At 33.5% G+C, this 22,333-nt stretch carries 16 protein-coding genes; 8 read left to right on the forward strand and 8 right to left on the reverse strand.

Annotated features, from left to right (window positions below; translation table 11 throughout):
- Positions 1–12: 12 nt before the first annotated feature.
- Entirely contained in the window at positions 13–2,433 is a 2,421-nt protein-coding gene (pheT, locus tag BD847_RS04690; RefSeq protein ID WP_115887094.1) for a phenylalanine--tRNA ligase subunit beta, read from the reverse strand.
- Between the two features lie 275 nt (positions 2,434–2,708).
- On the opposite strand from pheT, the gene BD847_RS04695 reads away from it, so the two are divergent.
- Positions 2,709–4,214, forward strand: a complete 1,506-nt coding sequence (locus BD847_RS04695; RefSeq protein ID WP_115887353.1) for an aldehyde dehydrogenase family protein — start codon at positions 2,709–2,711, stop codon at positions 4,212–4,214.
- Between the two features lie 76 nt (positions 4,215–4,290).
- Positions 4,291–4,665 (forward strand): DUF779 domain-containing protein, encoded by a 375-nt coding sequence (locus BD847_RS04700; RefSeq protein ID WP_115887095.1) that lies wholly within the window; start codon positions 4,291–4,293, stop codon positions 4,663–4,665.
- Positions 4,666–4,833: 168 nt separating this feature from the next.
- Here BD847_RS04700 and BD847_RS04705 read toward each other — a convergent pair whose 3' ends face one another.
- The 5 genes from BD847_RS04705 to BD847_RS04725 all read right to left on the reverse strand — a co-directional run bounded on the left by BD847_RS04705 (position 4,834) and on the right by BD847_RS04725 (position 12,400).
- Positions 4,834–5,757: an AraC family transcriptional regulator gene (locus BD847_RS04705; protein WP_115887096.1), complete on the reverse strand. Its 924-nt coding sequence runs from the start codon at positions 5,755–5,757 to the stop codon at positions 4,834–4,836.
- Positions 5,758–5,829: 72 nt separating this feature from the next.
- The gene (locus BD847_RS04710) at positions 5,830–6,693 is read right to left on the reverse strand and encodes a bestrophin family protein (protein ID WP_115887097.1); all 864 of its coding nucleotides are present in this window, start codon (positions 6,691–6,693) and stop codon (positions 5,830–5,832) included.
- Positions 6,694–6,721: 28 nt separating this feature from the next.
- Positions 6,722–8,032 carry a TolC family protein gene (locus BD847_RS04715; RefSeq protein WP_115887354.1) on the reverse strand — a complete coding sequence of 437 codons (1,311 nt, stop codon included), beginning with the start codon at positions 8,030–8,032 and terminating at the stop codon, positions 6,722–6,724.
- Between the two features lie 64 nt (positions 8,033–8,096).
- Entirely contained in the window at positions 8,097–11,195 is a 3,099-nt protein-coding gene (locus tag BD847_RS04720; RefSeq protein ID WP_115887098.1) for an efflux RND transporter permease subunit, read from the reverse strand.
- Positions 11,196–11,341: 146 nt separating this feature from the next.
- Positions 11,342–12,400, reverse strand: a complete 1,059-nt coding sequence (locus BD847_RS04725) for an efflux RND transporter periplasmic adaptor subunit (protein WP_115887099.1) — start codon at positions 12,398–12,400, stop codon at positions 11,342–11,344.
- A 532-nt stretch (positions 12,401–12,932) separates the two neighbouring features.
- On the opposite strand from BD847_RS04725, the gene BD847_RS04730 reads away from it, so the two are divergent.
- From BD847_RS04730 to BD847_RS04740, 3 genes are all read left to right on the forward strand, one after another.
- The gene (locus tag BD847_RS04730) at positions 12,933–13,529 is read left to right on the forward strand and encodes a TlpA family protein disulfide reductase (protein WP_115887100.1); all 597 of its coding nucleotides are present in this window, start codon (positions 12,933–12,935) and stop codon (positions 13,527–13,529) included.
- Positions 13,530–13,553: 24 nt separating this feature from the next.
- Positions 13,554–14,414: a hypothetical protein gene (locus BD847_RS04735; RefSeq protein WP_115887101.1), complete on the forward strand. Its 861-nt coding sequence runs from the start codon at positions 13,554–13,556 to the stop codon at positions 14,412–14,414.
- Positions 14,415–14,488: 74 nt separating this feature from the next.
- Entirely contained in the window at positions 14,489–15,091 is a 603-nt protein-coding gene (locus BD847_RS04740; protein ID WP_115887102.1) for a PAS domain-containing protein, read from the forward strand.
- Positions 15,092–15,333: 242 nt separating this feature from the next.
- Here the strand turns inward: BD847_RS04740 and recG are convergent, their stop codons facing one another.
- Entirely contained in the window at positions 15,334–17,442 is a 2,109-nt protein-coding gene (gene recG, locus BD847_RS04745; RefSeq protein ID WP_115887103.1) for an ATP-dependent DNA helicase RecG, read from the reverse strand.
- Positions 17,443–17,660: 218 nt separating this feature from the next.
- On the opposite strand from recG, the gene BD847_RS04750 reads away from it, so the two are divergent.
- Positions 17,661–18,203, forward strand: a complete 543-nt coding sequence (locus tag BD847_RS04750; RefSeq protein WP_115887104.1) for a DUF1697 domain-containing protein — start codon at positions 17,661–17,663, stop codon at positions 18,201–18,203.
- A 131-nt stretch (positions 18,204–18,334) separates the two neighbouring features.
- Here the strand turns inward: BD847_RS04750 and BD847_RS04755 are convergent, their stop codons facing one another.
- Positions 18,335–19,078 carry a Dph6-related ATP pyrophosphatase gene (locus BD847_RS04755; RefSeq protein ID WP_115887105.1) on the reverse strand — a complete coding sequence of 248 codons (744 nt, stop codon included), beginning with the start codon at positions 19,076–19,078 and terminating at the stop codon, positions 18,335–18,337.
- 85 nt (positions 19,079–19,163) lie between these two features.
- Here BD847_RS04755 and BD847_RS04760 point away from each other — a divergent pair, with 85 nt between their 5' ends.
- Together BD847_RS04760 and BD847_RS04765 are read left to right on the forward strand one after the other, a co-directional pair.
- Positions 19,164–20,192 (forward strand): transposase, encoded by a 1,029-nt coding sequence (locus tag BD847_RS04760; RefSeq protein ID WP_115887106.1) that lies wholly within the window; start codon positions 19,164–19,166, stop codon positions 20,190–20,192.
- Positions 20,193–20,200: 8 nt separating this feature from the next.
- Positions 20,201–22,261 carry a M1 family metallopeptidase gene (locus BD847_RS04765; RefSeq protein ID WP_115887355.1) on the forward strand — a complete coding sequence of 687 codons (2,061 nt, stop codon included), beginning with the start codon at positions 20,201–20,203 and terminating at the stop codon, positions 22,259–22,261.
- The last annotated feature ends 72 nt before the right edge of the window (positions 22,262–22,333 follow it).

The raw sequence follows: 22,333 nt of genomic DNA on the forward strand, positions 1-22,333 counted from the left end.
TTGGAGTTTTTTTTATCTTAAAGTTGCTCCAAGTTCAGTTTCAAAAGTCTGCTGTAGTTTTGACATGATTTTGTCAATTTGAGCATCTGTAAGCGTTTTTGTGTTATCCTGAATGGTGAAACTCAATGCGTATGATTTTTTCCCTTCAGGAAGCTTGTTTCCTTCGTAAACATCAAACAGGTTGATGTCTTTTAATAACGATTTTTCAGTTTGTTTTGCCAAATTAAAAATTCGTTCGTATGTAGTGCTCTGATCAATTAATAAAGCTAAATCTCTTCGTACTTCAGGGTATTTCGGAATTTCAGTATATTTAATTTTTCCAGTGATAATTTTCAGAATTAAATCCCAATTAAAATCGGCATAATAAACATCTTGTTTGATTCCGAAATGCTTAATGATCGATTTTTTTACCACACCCATTTCTACCAAAGTGTCATTGTTGTAGCAAATAGCAGTTCCTTCAGAAAAAATATCAGATTGAACCGGCGCATTAGAAATTTTATCAATTCCTAAACGAGCTAAAACTCCTTTTACATATCCTTTTAATAAGAAGAAATCTGTGCTTTTTTGAGGATGTGTCCAACTTTCTTTATTTCTGTTTCCTGAAATCAACAAAGTCAAATGTTTATGTTCTTCGTATCCGTTAAGATATTTATGATAGCTTTTTCCGAATTCAAACAATTTTAAATCCGCATTTTTTCTATTGATATTATAAGATACAGCTTCTAAACCTGAAAACAATAAAGATTGACGCATAGTCGATAAATCACTGCTTAAAGGGTTTAGCATTGTTACATTATGTTCCTCTTTTAATGAAGCTGAAAGTTTTGTGTAAGCAGCAGTCGTCAATGAATTCGCCATCATTTCATGGAAACCTTGCGAATTTAGCTGCGAAGCGATTACATTTTGTACTTTATAATCTTCAGTTCTTGGCGAATTTGCTACTGTTGCATTGAATTTTTTAGAGAAATTAATGTTGTTGTAACCATAAACACGAAGGATTTCTTCAATAACATCAATTTCACGTTGCACGTCAACGCGGTAGGCTGGAATTGTTAATCCTAAACCTGAATCAGATACACTATTTACTTTGATATCTAAAGAAACCAATATTTTTTTAATAGTATCTTTTGGAATTTCCTGTCCAATGATTTTATAAACATGGCTGAAGTTCAATAATACTGAAAAATCTTCTACTTTTTTCGGGAAAACTTCGACAACATCTGAAGTTATTTTTCCACCTGCAACTTCCTGAATCAAAAGAGCAGCACGTTTCAAAGCATATTCCGTAATTGTTGGGTCGATTCCTCTTTCAAATCTAAAAGAAGCATCAGTGTTTAATTGGTGTCTTTTAGCAGTCTTACGAATACTAACGGCATCAAAATAAGCACTTTCTAAAAAGATAGAAGTGGTTCCTTCAGTAACACCTGATTTTTTTCCTCCAAAAACACCTGCAATACAAAGAGGACCTTTTTCGTCACAAATCATTAAGTCTTCTTTGTGTAAAGTTCTTTCTACATCATCCAAAGTAACAAATTTTGTTCCTTCCGGAAGTGTTTTTACAATTACTTTTCCGTTTATTTTTGCTGCATCAAAAGCATGAAGTGGTTGTCCTAATTCGTGTAAAACATAATTAGTAACATCGACGATATTATTTTTTGGAGTTAAGCCAATCGCTTTTAAACGATCTTGCAGCCACGCCGGAGATTCCTGAACTGTAATTCCCGAAATGGTAACACCGCAATATCTTGGTGCTAATGTTGGTTCTTCAACATTTACATCAATTTTTAGCGTACGCATATCTACTCTGAAATTACTTACTGATGGTGTAATCAATTCAATATTAACACCACGTTGAAGCATTCCCGCTCTTAAATCGCGAGCAGTACCAAAATGACTCATTGCATCAGCACGATTTGGAGTTAATCCAATTTCGAAAACTTCATCATTTGCAATTTTAAAAACCTCTGCTGCTGGAGTTCCAGGTACCAAATCAGCATCCAGAACCATAATTCCGTCGTGACCAGTTCCTAGGCCCAGTTCATCTTCGGCACAAATCATACCGTGGCTTTCCTGACCGCGGATTTTTCCTTTTTTTATAGTAAATTCGGCACCATCTTTATCAAATAAAACAGTTCCAATAGTAGCAACCGGAACTTTTTGTCCTGCAGCAACATTGGCCGCACCGCAAACAATCTGTACGGGAGCTTCTTGCCCAATATTTACTGTTGTTACTTTAAGTCTGTCTGCATCTGGGTGTTTCTCGCAGGTCAGTACGTGTCCTACAACAACTCCTTCTAATCCACCTTTTATAGATTGGTATTTTTCAACAACTTCAACTTCAAGGCCTAAGTCCGTTAGAAGTTCTGAAGTTTGTTCTGAAGTCCAGTCTGTTTTAATAAATTGTTTTAACCAGTTGTAAGATATTTTCATGTTTCCTTTATTATTCTTGTATAAGGATACAAATATAAGGATTGCGGATTGGAGTAAGAAAAAAAATATTTGGTTTTTTTGGACTGCTATAAATACATGAAATACGTTTTAATACTGATTAATTGTGAATTTTGCGATTAATTTTTTGTCAAATAAACGTTTTAAATATGCTAAAAAAATGAATTTGTAATTTTTGTGCTATTAGTTGACTGAAATGTGCTATTCTGTTTCAGAAGATGAAAGTAATTTTGAAAGGAATCAAAAAATTACTAGCTATGAGCACAACCACAAAAAGACCTGAATTTAAGGCAAAATATGACAATTACATAAATGGAAAATTTACACCGCCAGTTACAGGTGAATATTTCGATGTAATTTCTCCTATTGACGGAAAAGTATTTACAAAAGCAGCACATTCCGGGAAAGAAGATCTTGAAAAAGCAGTTGATGCAGCACATGAAGCATTCAAAACCTGGGGGAAAACTTCAGTAACAGAAAGAAGTATTTTGCTTAACAAGATTGCGCAAAAAATCGAGGATAATTTAGAGTTTATCGCAACGGTTGAAACAATTGATAACGGAAAACCAATTCGTGAAACACTCGCAGCAGATATACCGCTTGCCATCGATCACTTTAGATATTTTGCAGGTGTAATTCGTGCAGAAGAAAGTTCAATTGCTGAACTAGATTCTCAAACTGTTTCCATCGCTTTAAGCGAACCTTTGGGAGTAGTAGCGCAGATTATTCCTTGGAATTTCCCAATTTTAATGGCTGTTTGGAAAATTGCTCCGGCACTTGCTGCAGGAAATACAATTGTTTTAAAACCAGCCGAAAGCACTCCAATTTCGATTATGGTTTTAATGGAATTAATTGGCGATATACTTCCTCCAGGGGTTTTAAATATTGTTAACGGTTTTGGTGCCGAACTAGGGCGTCCTTTGGTAACCAATAAAAAAGTATCAAAAGCTGCTTTTACAGGTTCAACAACTACAGGACGTTTGGTAATGCAATATGCAACAGAAAATATTATTCCGGTTACTTTAGAATTAGGCGGGAAATCACCAAATATTTTCTTCCCGTCTGTGGCAGATCATGACGATGATTTCTTTGATAAAGCCATCGAAGGTGCAGTATTATTTGCATTAAATCAAGGTGAAATTTGTACTTGTCCTTCACGATTATTAATTCATGAAGATATTTATGACAAGTTTATTGCAAAAGTAATTGAAAGAACCGAAGCGATAATTGCCGGAAATCCTTTGGATAAATCAACTATGATAGGTGCGCAGACTTCTTTGGTACAAAAAGAAAAAATCATGTCTTATATAAAATTAGGAAAAGAAGAAGGAGCTGAAGTTTTAACAGGAGGTGATGCCAACCATTTGGGAGGAGATCTTGAAGGTGGCTATTACATCAAACCTACATTGTTTAAAGGACATAACAAGATGCGCATTTTTCAGGAGGAAATTTTCGGGCCAGTTTTGGCTGTTACCACTTTTAAAACTACCGAAGAAGCGATTGAAATTGCAAATGACACAATGTATGGTTTAGGAGCAGGTGTATGGACTCGTGATGCACATGAAATTTATCAGGTTCCAAGAGCCATTCAGTCTGGTCGTGTCTGGATCAATCAGTATCATTCGTATCCTGCAGGTGCTCCGTTTGGAGGTTACAAACAATCCGGAATCGGACGTGAGAACCACAAAATGATGTTGAGTCAATACCGTCAGACAAAAAATATGCTTATTTCTTATGATAAAAAGAAATTAGGATTTTTTTAATTGTTATTATAATTGGTTGTAAAAGGTAAGTGTGGGGGCTTACCTTTTTTTGTAAACAAATTTAATCAAATCGGTCATGATCAAAAGAATTGAAGCCACACCAGAAGCAATAGAATTAATAAAAATTCTAAAAGAAAAACACGGCGAACTGATGTTTTATCAGGCTGGCGGTTGTTGCGAAGGCACTCAACCACAATGTTTTGAAAAAGGCGGCTATTATCAGCGGACGGGAGATGTGTGTATCGGAATTATTGAGGATACAGAATTTTGGGTAGATAAAGATTTGTTCGAATACTGGAAACATGCCCATTTTACTTTAAAAGTAATTGATGCATTTGGAGTAGGTGGATTTTCATTGGAAACGCCTTTAAAAAAGACTTTTCAAATTGAATATCGAATTTTTACTGAAGACGAAGAGAAGGATTTAGAAGAAGTGAAAATTTTTGAGTAAAAAAGGGAACAAAGAAGCAAAGGAACAAAGATTCAAAACGAAGATTTCCGTAGAGACGCACTGCAATGCGTCTCTTTTATAATCTATTTATAGTATTAAAAATATTGCATGTTGTTTCAAGATCTAAAATAAAATCTCAAAATCTCAGTAACTTAGAATCTCAGTATCTTAATTAACATATAGTAATTGATACTGTTTTGGCGTAATTCCTTCATGTTTTTTAAACAATCGAATAAAGTAATTCGCATCTTCAAAACCGGAAAGGTAACACACTTCGTTAATTTGGATTCCGGGATTTTTGAGTAGTTTTTTAGCATGTTTTATCTTCTCATTCAAAACATATTCTATTGGACTCATTCCTAATTCTCTTTTAAAAAACCGATAAAAAGAAGTTGTACTCATACAAGCTTTGTCGCTGAGAATTTTCAGATTTATATTTTCCTTTAAATTTAATTTAATGAATTCCGTAACTTCAAAAATCGGATTATTGGATTGGTTTGCAAGACCTTCATCAATTGACTTTACAGTCTGAGTCTGGATAATTCTGATCAATAATTCCTGAAGTGTCAAATCAGCGAGAGCATCTTTAGTGATGGAAGTGCTCATGCATTCCTTGATTAATTTATTGATTGTGGTAGCAAGATCAACATTATTATAAAAAAAGTAATTCTGGTAGTTTAATTGCCAGTAAATATCGTTTCCTTCTTTTGGATAACGCTCGTTTAAAAAATTTAATGTTTCGTTTATTTTAGTATTGTCAATCGCTAAAGCCAGACATTGAGTTGGGTTTTCCTTTGAGGCTTCTGGAAAATCAATTTTCATCTCAATATTTGACGGAATTACAACTGTTTCTCCAGGAAGATAGTCAAATCCCGGCTCATCAAAAAGATGCATCACTTTTTTGCCACGAAGCATACTCGTTACAACAAAATCATTGAATTTTAAAGGAACCCGATTGGAAGATTCATAGGTTTCAAAAAGATTTAATTCGCAATTATTCAACGTATAAACACTCCTGTTTTCTACAAGTGTTTTTAATGATTTTTCATTTGATAAATGAGGCGGATGTATTAAAACACGTTGATTTTGCATTTTTATTAAATTTTTGGAAGATGTTTTAAATTTAATAAAAATAAGTATAAAGCCGTTAGATTTAACGTTTTATTAAATCAGTTCTTCGACATGTCTTTTTATGTTTTCAGACATTTTTTTAATTGGTAAATCATTTTCATCATCTCCGAAAGGATCTTCAATTTCTTCAGCAATTAATTCTAAACTTGCCAAAACATAAAAAATAAACATAACAACCGGAACTACATAATAACCTAAACTTAATGAATATCCGAAAGGAAGTGTCATAATATAAAAGAAGATAAATTTCTTTATAAAAGCACTATAAGAATAGGGAATAGGAGTGTTTTTTATACGTTCGCAGGCGCCGCAGATATCGGTAAAAGCAACCAACTCGGCATCTAACGTAATCAGCTGATCTCCGGTTATTTTTTTTGCATCATATAAATCATTGATTTTATGATACATCATTCTTTTTACCTGATTGGGTTTGTGCTTATGATGATCCAGTTCTAAATCAACGTCATCAAAAAGTTGTTTGGCAGTTTCTGAGTTGTTTAGATGTTTGTAAAGTATTGAGGCATATGCAGGAATAAAAGTTCTAAAAAACTTTCGGTCATTCTCATCTTTTAAAATAGCAGAAAGTTTTATTGCAAAATTACGACTGTTATTTACTAAACCACCCCATAATTTTCGGGCTTCCCACCAACGATCATAAGCTGTATTGGTTCTAAAAACTAATAAAAGTGATATTACAAAGCCTAAAATTCCATGCATGAGCGGGATATTTTTGAGATAATCATTTTGATCAACTCCAAAATATATAACCTCCAGATATCCTACCAAACCTGAATAAATACCAATTGCAATCATTATAGGAAACAATTGTCTGATAGTATCGGATTTATGAAAATGAAAGATAAAAGTAAACCACTCCTTCGTGTTGTATGCGATCATTTATATTAGTTTTTAAAACAAATTTACTTTAAAAATTAATATTTCCAGCCAACTCTCTCAAAGCAATTTCAGATAATTTTGCTTGGTATTGAGCATTGCTGTATCGCACTTTTGCGTTTACATAATTTAATTGGGCCGTTCTGAAATCAAGTGTTGTAATAGTACCAATTCTGAATTTATCCAAAGTGATATCCAAATTTTGTTTGGCAATTGTAACGTTATCTTCTTCCAAACCAATTAATTCTAAGTTAGTTAAATACGTTTGGAAAGCAGTATTAAGTTGTGTGTCCAAAATCAAATTTTGCTGATCAATAGCAATTTGAGAATTTTCAATTTCCAGTTTTGCCACTTTTTCATTTCGATGCTGGTTTAGACCGTCAAATATGTTCAATCTTGCATTAAAACCATAGTTAAAACCTTTTGAAGAAGATTCGCTGGTAAATCCTAAACTTGACTGATTCTCAGAAAAATTGTATCCGGAAGTTAGGTTTACTACAGGATAACGATCGGCTTTTATTTGTTTTAGTTGTAATTCGGCGATTCGTTTATTGATAATTTGTGCTTCTACAGCTGGATTTTGTTTGTGTGCAAGATCTGATAATTCAGCCAAATTCATAGCATTATCAACAGTTACTAAATCGGTTACCGTAAAATCAATTTTAGGATCACGCGCCAAATATTGATTCAAAAGAATTTTAGCATTTGCATATGTCTCTTTTTGGCGTAATAAAGCAACTTGATCCGAATTTAAATCAACTTGAGCATTTAAAACTTCTAATTTTGAAGCTTTTCCAATGCTGAAACGATTTTGTGCCAATGCCAATCTTTGTTTAGAAATTACGATTGTAGTATCTAAAGCGGCCAATTGATGTTGTTGCTGAACAAGATCATAATAGGCCGAATTAACCTGTACAATTTTTATTAGAACTGTTCTTCTTAATTCAGAATCACCCAACTTTTGAAGTTCTTTTAGCTGATCTAAACGTGCAAACATTTTCATTCCGTCAAAAACAGTCCAGTTTAAACCAACTCCGTAAGTTAAACTGTTGTTTTTTGCATTGTCTAATGACGTTGTTGTTCCGTCCTGACGCGTTTGTGAGGAATTTGTAACACTATTGTTGTCTGTTACTGTTGCCGCTACAGTTGGCAGTAATCCTGCATTTCCAATTGTAACATTTGTTTCGCTTATTTTTGTGTTATTCTTTGCAATTCTAATTTCAAAGTTATTTTCTAAAGCGATTCTTGTAGCATCTTCAATAGTTAGAACACCTTGTGCATTTGTTTTTGCAATGCAGAAGAAGAGGATTAATAAAGCGCCGTATATATTTTTGATATTCATGTTCGTTTTCTTTTGCTGAAAAACATAAATTTCACAATCAGTAAAATTCATGTTTTAAAAGCTGCTATTTTATACTTTCTTTTTCGTATTCATCAATATGATCAAACTCCGGATAATGTTTTCTTTGTTTAGACCACATTAAATAAATGGCTGGAATTACAAAAAGTGTTAATGCAAGAGAGAAAATAGTTCCTCCAACAATTACAACTCCCATTCCGATTCGGCTTGTTGACGCGGCTCCAAGTGACATTGCAATTGGCAACGCTCCAAGAGCAATGGCCAAACTGGTCATCAAAATAGGACGTAAACGAGCTTCTGAAGCTTCCAGAATAGCTTCCAATTTTGGTTTGCCCTGTTCTCGAAGCTGATTGGCAAATTCGACAATCAAAATACCATTTTTAGTTACCAGTCCAATAAGCATTACCGTTCCAATCTGGCTGAAGATATTCCAGGTTTGATTGAAAAGCCATAAAGAGAATAAAGCTCCGGCAACCGCCATTGGTACAGTTAAAATGATAATAAATGGGTCGATGAAACTCTCAAACTGAGCAGCTAAAATCAAGAAAATTAAAAGCAAAGCTAAGCCAAAAGCGAAAGAGGTATTTGAACTACTTTCAACAAAATCTCGCGATTCTCCAGCCAAATCTGTTGTAAAACTTTCATCTAAAACTTTTGCCTTAATTCGGTTCATTTCTTCAATTCCGTCGCCCATACTTTTCCCTGGAGCTAAACCGGCAGAAACAGTAGCCGACATATATCGATTGTTATGATACAATTGTGGCGGATTACTTTGTTCTTCAACATTTACTACGTTATCCATTTGAATTAATTCGCCTTTATTGTTTTTAACAAACATCGAAGTCAAATCTAACGGTTTTGAACGGTCTTTTTGATCAAACTGACCGATAACCTGATATTGTTTTCCGTTTTTAATAAAGTAACCAAAACGCTGTCCACTTAAAGAAAGCTGTAATGTTTGAGCAATATCCAAAATAGAAATTCCTAAACTTTCGGCTTTTTCACGATTGATACTTACGTTTATTTCCGGTTTGTTGAATTTCAAGTTTACATCTGTTGTAGAAAAGACGTCGCTTTTTCCAACTTCTTCCATAAAAACAGGAATTTTTTCTCGTAATTTTTCAAAATTCGGTGCCTGAATAATATATTGAATTGGCAATCCTCCACGTCTGTTTACAGCAATTGTAGGCTGTTGGATAACTGCAGTTTTTGCTTCAGGATATCTCTTAGTCCATTTGGTTAATTTATCAGCAATATCCTTTTGAGAAGCTTTTCTTTCGTCTGGTTCTTTTAATGAAAGACGTATAAAACCTGTATTGGTTGCCGAAGCTCCAAAACCAGGTGCCGTAATAACCAAACTCACTTTTTTCTCCGGAATAGAATCGTCTACTAATTTGGATATTTCCTGCATGAAACGGTCTGTGTATTCGTATGAAGAACCTTCAGGAGTAGTCATACGCATTGTTACAGAACTTCTGTCATCCAGCGGAGCAGTTTCTTTTGGAAGTATCGTAAAGAACAAATAAATTAATCCAAAACAAGCTATCAAAATTGGAAAGCTGATCCATTTTTTCTCCATAAATTTTGAAAGTGCTTCTGCATAACTGCTGTTCATCTTTTCAAAAAATGGTTCGGTTTTAATATAGAATTTTGATTTTTTCTGTTCGCCGCCTTTCATTAAATAAGCATTCAACATTGGCGTCAATGTCAAGGAAACGAATGCAGAAATTAGTACGGCAGCACCAATTACAACCCCAAATTCCCTAAAGAGTCGGCCTACGAAACCTTCTAAGAAAATTACCGGCAAAAATACGGCAGCCAAAGTAACCGAAATCGAAATTACGGCGTAGAAAATCTCATTAGAACCTTTGATTGCTGCTTCGATAGGAGACATTCCTTCTTCAACTTTTTTAAATATATTTTCGGTTACAACAATACCATCATCAACCACTAAACCAGTTGCCAGTACAATTGCTAATAAAGTCAATACGTTGATTGAGAATCCAAAAAGCCACATGATAAAAAACGTAGCGATCAACGAAACCGGAATATCAATTAAAGGTCGAAACGCAATTGCCCAGTCTCTAAAGAACAAATAAATAATAATAATTACCAGAATGATTGAAATTCCAAGTGTTTCAGCAACTTCAAGAACTGATTTTTTTACGAAAATAGTATTATCCAGCGCAATATTCAGTTTAATATCTTTTGGAAGATCCTTTTTTAAAGCTTCATATTTTTTGTAGAATTCTGCTGAAATATCCAAATAATTTGCTCCCGGCATCGGAACAATAGCCAAACCAATCATTGGAAGTCCTGATTGACTTAATTTCGTTTCAATATTTTCCGGACCTAATTCAGCTCCACCAATATCGCTGAAACGAACAATTTTATCTCCATCAGTACGAATAATAATATTGTTGAACTCTTCTGGTTTAGATAAATTTCCAATTGTTTTTACAGTAAGTTCTGTATTGTTACCCGTAAGTTTTCCTGACGGAAGCTCAACGTTTTGAGAATTTAATGCATTTCGAACTTCGGCAACAGTAACACCATATGAAGCAAGTTTTACAGGGTCGATCCATAAACGCATTGCATAACGTTTTTGTCCCCAAATTTGCACGCCAGACACTCCGGGAATGGTTTCTAAACGTTGCGAAATTACATTTTCGGCATAATCACTTAATTCAAGTGAATTTCGTGTATCACTTTGTACCGTCATCGAAATAATCGCATCACTATCAGCATCGGCTTTTGAAACAACAGGAGGTGCATCAATATCTTGCGGTAAGCTTCTAATGGCTTGCGAAACCTTATCACGAACGTCATTTGCCGCTTCTTCTAAGTCTTTATCTAAATTAAACTCGATTGTAATATTACTGCTTCCCTGATTACTCGAAGAAGTAATATTTCTGATTCCGTCAATTGCATTTACTGCTTTTTCTAACGGTTCTGTAATTTGCGATTCAATAATATCAGAATTGGCTCCGGTGTAATTGGTTCTAATAGAAACTTGCGCCGGGTCAATAGAAGGGAATTCACGAACACCCAAAAAGGTATAACCAATGAAACCGAACAGAATAATCAAAAGGTTCAGTACAATCGTTAAAACGGGTCTTCTTATACTTGTGGTTGATAAACTCATTATATTTTGAGATTTTAGATTTTAGATTGCTGATTTTAGATTTATATTTAATGTCAAATACTGTATCTTAAAATCTATAATTGTTTACTTTGATTGCTTTAGATCTCGAATGTTTATTTCTGAAATCGAAAGTCTGAAATCTAAAATTATTTTACTTTAACTTTTATAGGTGCCTCATTTTTAAGCGACATCACTCCGCTTGTAACTAATGTATCGCCCGCTTTTAATCCGGATAAAATTAAAATTGAAGCATCAGTACGCGTAGTTGCTTCAACCATAACTTCTTTGGCTTTTCCCATATCAGAAATAAAAACTTTTTTACCATTTTGAACCGGAACAATCGCTTCTGACGGTACTACAATGGCGTCTTTAATGATGTTTAAAGGTAGTTTTACATCAGCAAAAGTACCTGGAAAAAGTTTTCCGTCAGTATTGTCGGCAATAGCTCTAATTTGCAAAGTTCTGGTAGCGACAGCAACTTCAGGTTCAATGGCATATATTTTAGCAGTATATACTTTATCTGAACCAGAAACAGTAAAATCGATGTTCGAGCCATTATTTACCTGGTTTGCATATTTTTCAGGAATTGAAAAAGTGATTTTAAGTTTGCCTGTATTTACTAGTTTAGCTACTAAAACTGTTGGAGTAATATAGGTTCCCGGTGAAATATATCGTAAACCTATTTTTCCGGAGAAAGGAGCTTTTACAGAAGTTTTTGAGATTTGTGCTTTTATTAATTGTGTCTGTGCTTTCGCCGAAGCATAATCTGCGTTTGCAACATCAAATTCTTCCTGGCTGATGGCTTCTTTTTGAAGCAATAACTTGGCTCTTCTTTCATTTTCGGCAGCCAATCCTTCTCGGGTTTGAGCCTGACGAAGCTGTGCTCTCAATTCGATATCATTTACCTTAAAAAGTACCTGACCTTTGTTTACATAACTTCCTTCATTGAAGTAAATGCCTTCAACGATGCCTGAAACCTCACTTCTGATCTCTATTTGCTCATTTGCTTCAATAGATCCTGATAATGCTAAATTATTGTCAAAGGTTGATGTTTTAACAACAATACCTGTTACAGTTATTGGTTTGTCTTTGTCTCCCGACTTTTTTGATTCATCATTTTTGCTTTTGTTGGATAGTACTCTGTAAGTAATAAATCCTCCTAAAACAATAATTATCAGGGCATAAATTAGGTTTTTTAGTTTCATAAAATTAGGTCAATGTGTTTTTTAGGTCGATGTTTTTTGTAGCTGACAAATTTAACTTTTTGTTGTGAAATCGAGAGATGTTACAATTTATTTAACATTTGTAGGTACAATATTTAATATTGTTAGACTTACTTATTTAATAATGGTTTAATCTCAAGCGTAAAAAAAGCTCTTCTGGACCATTTAATCTTCTTTTAAAAAGAAATGATCGAAATTATCTCAATACTTGTAAAAAATTATAAGGAATTTATTTATAAAAAACGTAAAAATACTTGTTTTTAATGTAAGTAAAATCTTTATAATTAAAATATTAATGCATTTTGTCTGATTTATCTTTAGGTTTATCGATTTTATTTTGTAACATTGAGTATGTTAAACAAAATGAAGTTTTTTTTTAGCTAGAGTAGGTTTATTTTAGCTTTTAAGTGCTAATTGAAATGCGTTTTTATTGTTTTAAAGTTAAAATTCTTACTTTAAAATTTTTTATATTTAACAAGTGTTTATGTTTTTTTAATTCAAATTCTGGTTGTATATGAAGAAAAAAATACTTCTTACTCTTTGGTTTTCCTTACTGCTTGCAGCTGTTTTTGTTTTATTCTGGAAAAATGAATTTAAATACAGTTTACCAACCCCAATTCCTAAAGATTATCATGCGATAGCCATGGGGAGTAAAATTGATTTAAAATGTTGCACAATGGATCGAAAACCTGTTTTTATTCATTTTTTTAATCCAGAATGTCCTTGTTCTCGTTTTAACGTTCCGCATGTTTCCGAATTGATAAAAAAATATGGCGATCGTATCAATTTTAAAATTGTAGTACTCCATAACGAGAAAAGTGTTACTATTGAAGAAATTCAGAATAAATTCGATGCAAAAATCCCTGTATATTTTGATCCGGCAATAGCCAAAAATTGTGGTGTTTTTTCTACTCCGCAGGCTGCTCTCATTGATGGTTCGCAAAAACTATATTTCCGGGGCAATTATAATAAAACCAGATATTGTACTGATGCCGAAACTAATTATGCCCAACAGGCAATAGAATCTTTATTGAGTCATACAAATGCCCCTACATTTGATGCTTTGGCGCTTAGAGCGTATGGATGTTCGTTACCAAAATGCACTAAATAAATCTAACCTTAACATCACCAGTTTATGAAAACAAAAGCTAGTTTGAATGAGCAGGATTACCTGCACAGTTTTATGTCTACAATGACACAAAAATCGGATACGATTATCAATTATGTTCTTGCTCTTTACTTTCTTTTTGGCATTGCATTATCTTTTAAATATGATACTTGGGAGATTGGCGCAGGAGTAGGGACAATAAATTTACTGGCATATTATTCGGCTAAATTATTTCTTAAAAATTCTAAATTTTATCAATATGTGCTTTCTGTAGTATTGGCTATTTTCATGGCGCAATATATCTATCAAATGCATGGTTTGTTCGAAATGCACTTTACTGTATTTATCGCCAGTACGATTTTGATTATCTACCAAAACTGGAAACTTCAAATACCGCTGACGCTTTTGGTGATACTGCATCACGGAGTTTTGGCTTATCTTCAAAATTACGTTTACAATGATGCAAATGGTTTACAAGTCTATTTTTCTCAGGTAAATTTTGATGTAGAAACTTTTTGGGTACACGTTGTTTTGGCAGGTGCTGTATTTTTTATGAATGGTTATTGGGCTTATTATTTTAAAGAACACAGTCAAAATCATATTTCTAAAATATCTGATGAATATGAACTGGAGAATATAAAACTAGCTTCCGCTAAATACAGTTCAATGACGGCCACAAAAGAATACAATGATTACATACACAAAACAACTATCGATTTGAAAATGCCAGTAAATTCAGTATTAAAACTAATTGATGTTTCAAAAGGACATACAGACAATGATCAGCTTTTGAGCTATTTGGAAATGATGCGTGAAAGCGCTAAAAGAATTGATGATCTGGTAAATGATATTCATTTCAAGTCAACTAGCAATCGAGGTTTACTTTAAAAAAAATAGATAATACTTTATAAAACTTAAACGTATACGCAGATAAATGTATATTAATTTAAAATGCAAAATTTATGGATATCAGAATTACCCGCCCGACTCCATCAGACAGAGAAGTTGACTGGAATAAGAGCAAAGTGCTGCTCAGCAAAACAGATATAAAAGGAACTATTTTATACGCAAATGAAGATTTTATTGATGTATCTGGATATGATGAATTTGAGTTAATTGGTCAACCTCATAATATTGTGCGTCATCCTGATATGCCGAAAGTGATTTTCAAATTTTTGTGGGATAGTCTCAAATCGGGTAAAAATATTCATGCCATTTTCAAAAATATGTCAAAAACGGGCAGGTATTATTGGGTAATTACAGATTTTAAAATTATAGCCGACTCTGATGGGGAAATTGTTGGTTATTTTGGAACAAGAAAATCTGTGCGTGAAGACATTATTGTCAAATTTATTGATCCTTTGTATAAAAAGCTTTTACATATTGAAGAGGCAAGCGGAATGTTAGCAGCCGAGGAATACTTAATTGGTTTTCTCGAAGAACGCAAAAAAACATATATGCAATATATTGATCATCTTATTGCAACAGGAAAAGATGATAAAAATAAAGTTAGCAAAGGATTATTTAACGGTCTTTTTGAAAAGAAAGAGGCACCAAAAAAATAAGTTAAAATAGAGGAAGTAAAGGCTTCACTGTATCATCAGGAATATTCAAATCAAAATTTGCACCCCAACAAATTTAATCACCAAAAAAATAAACGAATATTCTAAACTTGATACAGTGGAGTTTTTTTTTTCTTAAGTTTCTAAGTTGCTAAGTTTCTAAGCTACTAAGTTTTTTAATTCTTTGTCATCTTAGCAACTTAGAATCTTAGTAACTTAGGATCTTAGAAACTTAGAATCTTAAATCAAGAAATATAATTCCAGATATTCTTCTTTTTGGTTAGTTCGATAAAAACGGATTTTAGAATAGCATGTTCCGGTTTTTCCAGCGGACCGTCTTCTTTTAGGATTTTCATGGCATAGTTTCTCGCCAAAGACAAAATTTCTCTGTCTTTTACAATATCAGCGATCTGAAGGTTTAAAACGCCGCTTTGCTGTGTTCCCATTAAATCTCCTGGCCCACGGAGTTTCAAATCGACTTCAGCAATTTCAAAACCATCATTGGTTCCAACCATAGTTTCCATTCTTATTTTACTGTCCGAACTTAGTTTATGGCTCGTCATTAAAATACAATAACTCTGCTCGGCACCACGTCCAACGCGGCCGCGCAACTGATGCAACTGTGATAAACCAAAACGCTCTGCGCTTTCTATAATCATAACGCTGGCATTCGGTACATTGACACCAACTTCAATAACGGTTGTTGCGACCATGATATTGGTTTTTCCTTCTGAAAATCGTTTCATTTCGGCATCTTTGTCAGCTGGTTTCATCTTTCCATGAAGAATTGAAATCGAATATTGTGGTAAAGGAAAATCGCGTGAAATACTTTCGTAACCATCCATCAAATCCTTATAATCCATTTTTTCAGATTCCTGAATCAATGGATAAACAATATAAATTTGTCTTCCTTTTGCGATTTCATCTCTAAGGAATTTCCAGACTTTTAGACGGTTTGTATCATAACGGTGAACGGTTTGAATCGGTTTTCTCCCTGGAGGCAATTCATCGATAACAGAAATATCCAAATCGCCATACAAACTCATTGCCAAAGTTCTCGGAATTGGAGTTGCCGTCATTACTAAAACGTGTGGCGGAATCTCATTTTTCTTCCATAATTTTGAACGTTGCTCCACGCCAAAGCGATGCTGTTCGTCAATTACTGCTAAACCTAAATTTTGAAATTTTACTTTGTCTTCCAGTAAAGCGTGCGTGCCTATTAAAATTTGAAGGTTTCCATTTTCAAGTTCTTCATGAATAATTTTTCTCTCAGAAGTTTTAGTAGAACCGGTTAAAATTTTAATATTTATATTTAAAGTTTGAGCAAATTCAGACAAACCAATAAAATGCTGATTGGCAAGAATTTCTGTAGGTGCCATCAAGCAAGCCTGAAAGCCATTATCAATTGCCAAAAGCATACTCATAAAAGCAACAATTGTTTTTCCGGAACCGACATCGCCTTGAAGCAAACGATTCATTTGAGCGTTGCTTCCCATGTCGGTACGAATTTCTTTGATTACTCTTTTTTGAGCGCCGGTTAAATCAAAAGGCAAATAATTTTTATAGAATTCATTGAACAATTCGCCAACTTTAGAAAAAGGATGCCCTTTTATTTTATGCTTTCTGATTAAATTTTTAGTAATCAATTGAAGTTGGATGAAGAACAATTCTTCAAATTTTAATCGGAATTGGGCTTTCGCCAAAGCATCAGTGCTTTTTGGGAAATGAATATTAAATAAAGCTGCTCTTTTTGGGATTAACTTCAATTCTTCAATTAAGTAAGGAGGAAAAGTTTCAGTAAATAAAGCTTGAGTTTCAATAAACAATTGTTCCATCAGTTTATTGATCGTTCTATTGGAAATGCCGCGATTTGAAAGCGTTTCTGTTGAAGGATAAACCGGCTGCATAGCAGAACGAAGACTTCTTTCATGCTCTGTCAAGAGTTCAATTTCAGGATGTGCCATACTGAATTGGCTTCCGTATAAAGAACATTTTCCAAAAATAACGAGAGGCTCATTCAGTTTTAAACTCTCACGAATCCACTTGTGCCCCTGAAACCAATTCAAATCAATTTGCCCTGTATCATCAACGAAAGTGGCAACCAAACGCTTTTTGTTTTTAGCAAATTCAACAGTTTTAATATTGATTATTTTTCCAATAATCTGAACTTCCGTTCCTGTATTCTGCAGCTCATTAATCTTATAATAGCGCGTTCTGTCAATGTATCTATTCGGAAAAAAATTAACCAAATCTCCGTATTTATGAATTCCCAATTCCTTACGAAGCAATTGACCACGGCTCGGGCCAACACCTTTTAGGTATTCGATTGGAGTTTCAAGAAGATTGTTAGACATTTTTTTTTGACTTCTTAGATTATTAGATTTTTAGACTGGCTTAGATTTTAGAAAATAAAGCAAAGAAGAAAGAGTAAAGACAAAAAATCTATTTTTTTGCTTCTATATTCTTTGCTCTTTTTGGAAAGCGAAGATAGATTTTAATTAGGAAATTTGAAAATTGATTTATTTGAAATCAAACATATAATAATATCTTTGAAGTATAAATTACAAAAAAGATGAAAACTCATTTAGCACTTTTACGCGGTATCAATGTTTCTGGTCATAATATGATGAAAATGGAAGCTTTGAAAACCATGTTGGAAAACATCGGATTTCAAAATATTAGAACGTATCTGCAATCCGGAAATGTTTTTGTTGATAGTGAAGAAGATGCTTCGAAAGTGGGTTTTATGATCAAGCAGGAAATTTTCAAGGTTTTCGGGCACGAAGTTCCGGTAATTGTAATTACTAAAGAAGATCTGGAATTGTGTTTTAAAAACAGTCCGTATTTAAAGGGAAAAGATTTAGATACCAAAAAGCTTTATGTTGCATTTGTTTCGACTGTTCTGAAAAAAGAAAATATAAATGATTTAAAAATCAGTCAGTTTAAACCGGATGAAGCGAGTATTGATGGTAACAGAATTTTTATAAAATACGCTATCGGAGCCGGAAAAACCAGGTTGGAAGGTAAATATATTGAGAAGAAGCTAAATGTAATTGTGACAATAAGAAACTGGAATACAGTTACAAATTTGCTGGCAATGTATTCTGAAGAATAGCAGTTTTTTTTAAAAAAATACCGAATTAAGTCCTGTCACGCTAAGCGAAGTCAAAGTGTCGCCACGAGTTTCACAAATTCACACAAATCAATTCGTGAAAATTAGTGAAATTCGTGGCAAACTTTTTTATATTATTTCGGAATCAAATCACAATACCAAAATCCAAAATCAAAAGCATCAGAACTATTTGTATCACATGCAGTATTTGACGAATCTTCTGTTTTAGGTTTTTCATATTTACGGTAAACAATTTCTCCAATTTCAAAATTTATTGGTTCAGAGAAAATTGGGCCATCAAAAGCAAAAGTGTGAAATTCTCCGTTTTCACCACAGACATCAACATTTTCGGGTAAATCATTTATAAAATCCTGATCGATAATTCGGCCAACAAAACTTTTGTCTAAATAACGTTCATTTATACAAACCACAATTGTTTTGAATCCAAGTGAAATAAATTCCTGAATTAAATCGTGAGACGGAATTTTCCAAATCGGGAAAACGCCTTCAAAATCTAATTTTGCCAATTGATCCTCGCGATATTTGCGTAAATCTTCCAAAAAAATATCGCCAAAAACGGACTGTGAAATACCTTCTTCTTTCAATTTGGTTAAAGTTTCGGTCATTACATTTTCGTAAACTTCCATAGTTGGCATTTCAGGAATTTCAAGAATTTTTAATGGAATTCCGATACTTTTTGCCTGAGCTTCTAATAATTCAACTCGAACGCCATGCATGGAGATTCGTTGAAATTGCTGATTCACGCTCGTCATTAAACATTCAATTTTATAGACAGGATTCTGAAGGATTTTATATAAGGCAAGAGCAGAATCCTTTCCGCTGCTCCAGTTGAATAAGGCTTTTTTTATCGACACGATTTGGTATTTTTATACGGTAAACTTACAAATTTCATTCTATTTGTTGATGAAAGGTTTGTAACTTTGGGATTTTACACGCCAAAAAATGACATTATATAAAGATAAATTCAAAGTAGATTCAATTAGATTGAAGAATTGGGATTATTCAAGCGAAGCAGTATATTTTATCACAATAGTTACGAAGAATAGAGAATGTATTTTCGGAAACATTGAAGACGATAAAATGATTTTAAATGAAAATGGAAAGATTATTGAGACGGAGCTTTTAAGGTCAATTACGATTCGTGAAAGTTGGTTCTTCCATAATTGGGTTATTATGCCAAATCATATTCATTTGTTGATTGAAATTCAAAGCACAAATAATATTCAAAATCAATATGAAATTGAAAACGATAATAAAATTAAAACCACAAGCAAAATCCAAACCACAACGCATATCGTAGAGGCGCACGGCAGTGCGTCTCCGCACAGTATATCCGAAATAGATGATTCTTTGGCGACAACCGTTGCGGAGACGCACTACCGTGCGCCTCTACAGAACCAATCGGAATCGGAATTATTAGAAAAACAAATTTTAAAATTTAACAAAAATAGCACAACGCATATCGTAGAGGCGCATGGTAGTGTGTCTGCGCACAGTATATCCAAAATAGATGATTCTTTGACGACAACCGTTGCGGAGACGCACTGCTGTGCGCCTCTACAGAACCAATCGGAATCGGAATTATTAGAAAAACAAATTTTAAAATTTAGCAAAAATAACACAACGCATATCGTAGAGGCGCACGGCAGTGCGTCTCTGTCCAGTATATCGACAACAGAATTTAACACATCTTTGTCGACAACCGTTGCGGAGACGCACAGCAGTGCGCCTTTACAGAACCAATCGATGTCGAAATTCGTGAACAAATCAAATTTATCTAGAAAACCAAAATCTATTTCATCATTTGTGGCTATTTTTAAATCGATAACAACAAAGCAAATAAATGGTTTTGAAACAATTTGGCAGGATAATTATCATGATCACATCGTTAGAAATTACAAACGATTCGAAATAATTTACGACTACATTAAAAACAATCCGAAATCTTGGGAAACAGATTCTTTAAAATAAAGTATTCAATGAAATATATCTTCTTTCTAATTACTTCTTTTGCTTTTGCACAACAAACTCAGTTTGTTGATTTCAAAACCGTTTCCGGCCAATTAACTTTAAATGCCAAAGAAAAAACAGTTTCAGGTAATGTTGAATATGATTTTGTGGTTTTAAAACAAATTGACACCATAAAAATTGATGCCAAAAACATGGAATTTTCCAATGTACAAATCAATAATAAAGACGTTGTATTTGTTAATTCCGGAAAACAGCTTCAAATCGTTGGTAATTTTCAACAAGGAGAAAATCATTTGACTTTTGAATATACTGCAAAACCAAAGCAAGCCTTATATTTTGTTGATATTGAAGGGAAAGAAGTTCAAATTTGGACGCAAGGTCAAGGCAGATATACCAGCAATTGGTTTCCGAGTTTTGATGATGTAAACGAAAAACTGATTTTTAATTTAGGAATATCATACGATGCAGCATATCAGGTTGTCTCGAACGGAATTTTAAAAGAAAAAACTCAAAAAGGAAATTTATTCCATTGGCAATATGAAATGAAGAAACCAATGAGTTCGTATGTTTTAATGCTTGCTATTGGGAAATACGACAAAAAGAATTTAAAAGCGAAATCGAATATTCCACTTGAATATTATTTGGAGAATAAAGATGTTTCACGCTTTGAACCAACTTTTCGTTATTCAAAACGTATTTTCGATTTTTTAGAGAAAGAAATTGGCGTAAAATACCCATGGGAAATTTACAGACAAATTCCGGTAAGGGATTTTTTGTATGCCGGAATGGAAAATACAACTTCAACGCTTTTTGCAACTCGATATGTAGTTGATTCAATTGGTTTTACCGACAGAAATTATACAAATGTAGATGCGCACGAATTGGCGCATCATTGGTTTGGTGATCTAATTACGGCAGAAAGTAGCAAACAGCATTGGCTTCAGGAAGGTTTTGCGACTTATTATGCAGCCTTGGCAGAAAGAGATATTTTTGGTGACGATTATTTTTATTCCAAACTTTATGACACAGCTCAGCAAATAAAATTTGCGTCAAGAACCGATTCAATTCCGGTTTTGAACCCAAAAGCAAGTTCACTTACATTTTATGAAAAAGGAGCTTGGATTTTGTTTGTTTTACATGAATCAATAGGAGATAAAGCTTTTAAAAAAGCAATAAAAAGTTATCTGAAAAAATATGCTTATCAAACTGTAAATACTGAAGATTTCTTTAGTGAAATTAAAAAAGTTTCCAATTTTGATTTGGATAAATTCCAAAAAACCTGGCTTGAATCGACTGTTTTTGATACGCCAACGGCAAATGCTTTATTGAGTAAAAACAAAGCGATTCAGGTAAGACTGCAAGTCGATAAGTTGAAGAAAACACCTTTTGAAGAGAAAAAAGATTTCTTTTTAAAAACTTTAAATTCTGATGTTTATCATACGGTTAAAGAAGCCATTGTTGAGCAATTAGAAAATGAGAAGTACGAAGCCAAGAAAGAATTATTGCTTTTGGCGATGAAGACAAACAATGTTTATATCCGTCAAACCGTTGCAGAAACTTTAACCAAAATTCCTGAAGATTTTAGAAAAGAATATGAAACACTGTTAAACGATCAATCGTACCAGACACAAGAAACGGCTTTGTATTGGCTTTGGAGAAATTTCCCTGACCATAGAAATGAATATTTGGATCAATCAAAAAACTGGATTGGTTTTAATGATTACAATCTTAGAACATTATGGTTGTCTCTGGTATTATCAACCCCAAATTATGCCGATAATCCAGATGAACTTGTTGCTGAATTAATTGGTTTTTCATCTACAAAGTATGAAGCTACTACAAGACAAAATGCGCTCGAAAAATTAATAGCCTTCAAAATTATTAACGACCAAGTTCTAAGTAATTTAGTCGCTTCAACAACGCATCATATGTGGCAGTTTTCAAAATTTGGAAGAGATACAATAAGAATGTTATTAAAAAATTCTGAAATGCATGCTTCGTTTGAAAGAATTTTGCCTAATTTGACCCCCGACGAACAGTTTCAATTAAACCGTTTACTGAAAGAATAGAATGGAAAAGAAGAAAGAAACAAGATGAAAGATTTTATTAAAAAAAACTCTTTGTTCTTACTTCTTGACTCT

This window comes from Flavobacterium cutihirudinis, from assembly GCF_003385895.1.
In the GTDB taxonomy this organism is placed as follows: Bacteria; Bacteroidota; Bacteroidia; order Flavobacteriales; family Flavobacteriaceae; genus Flavobacterium; species Flavobacterium cutihirudinis.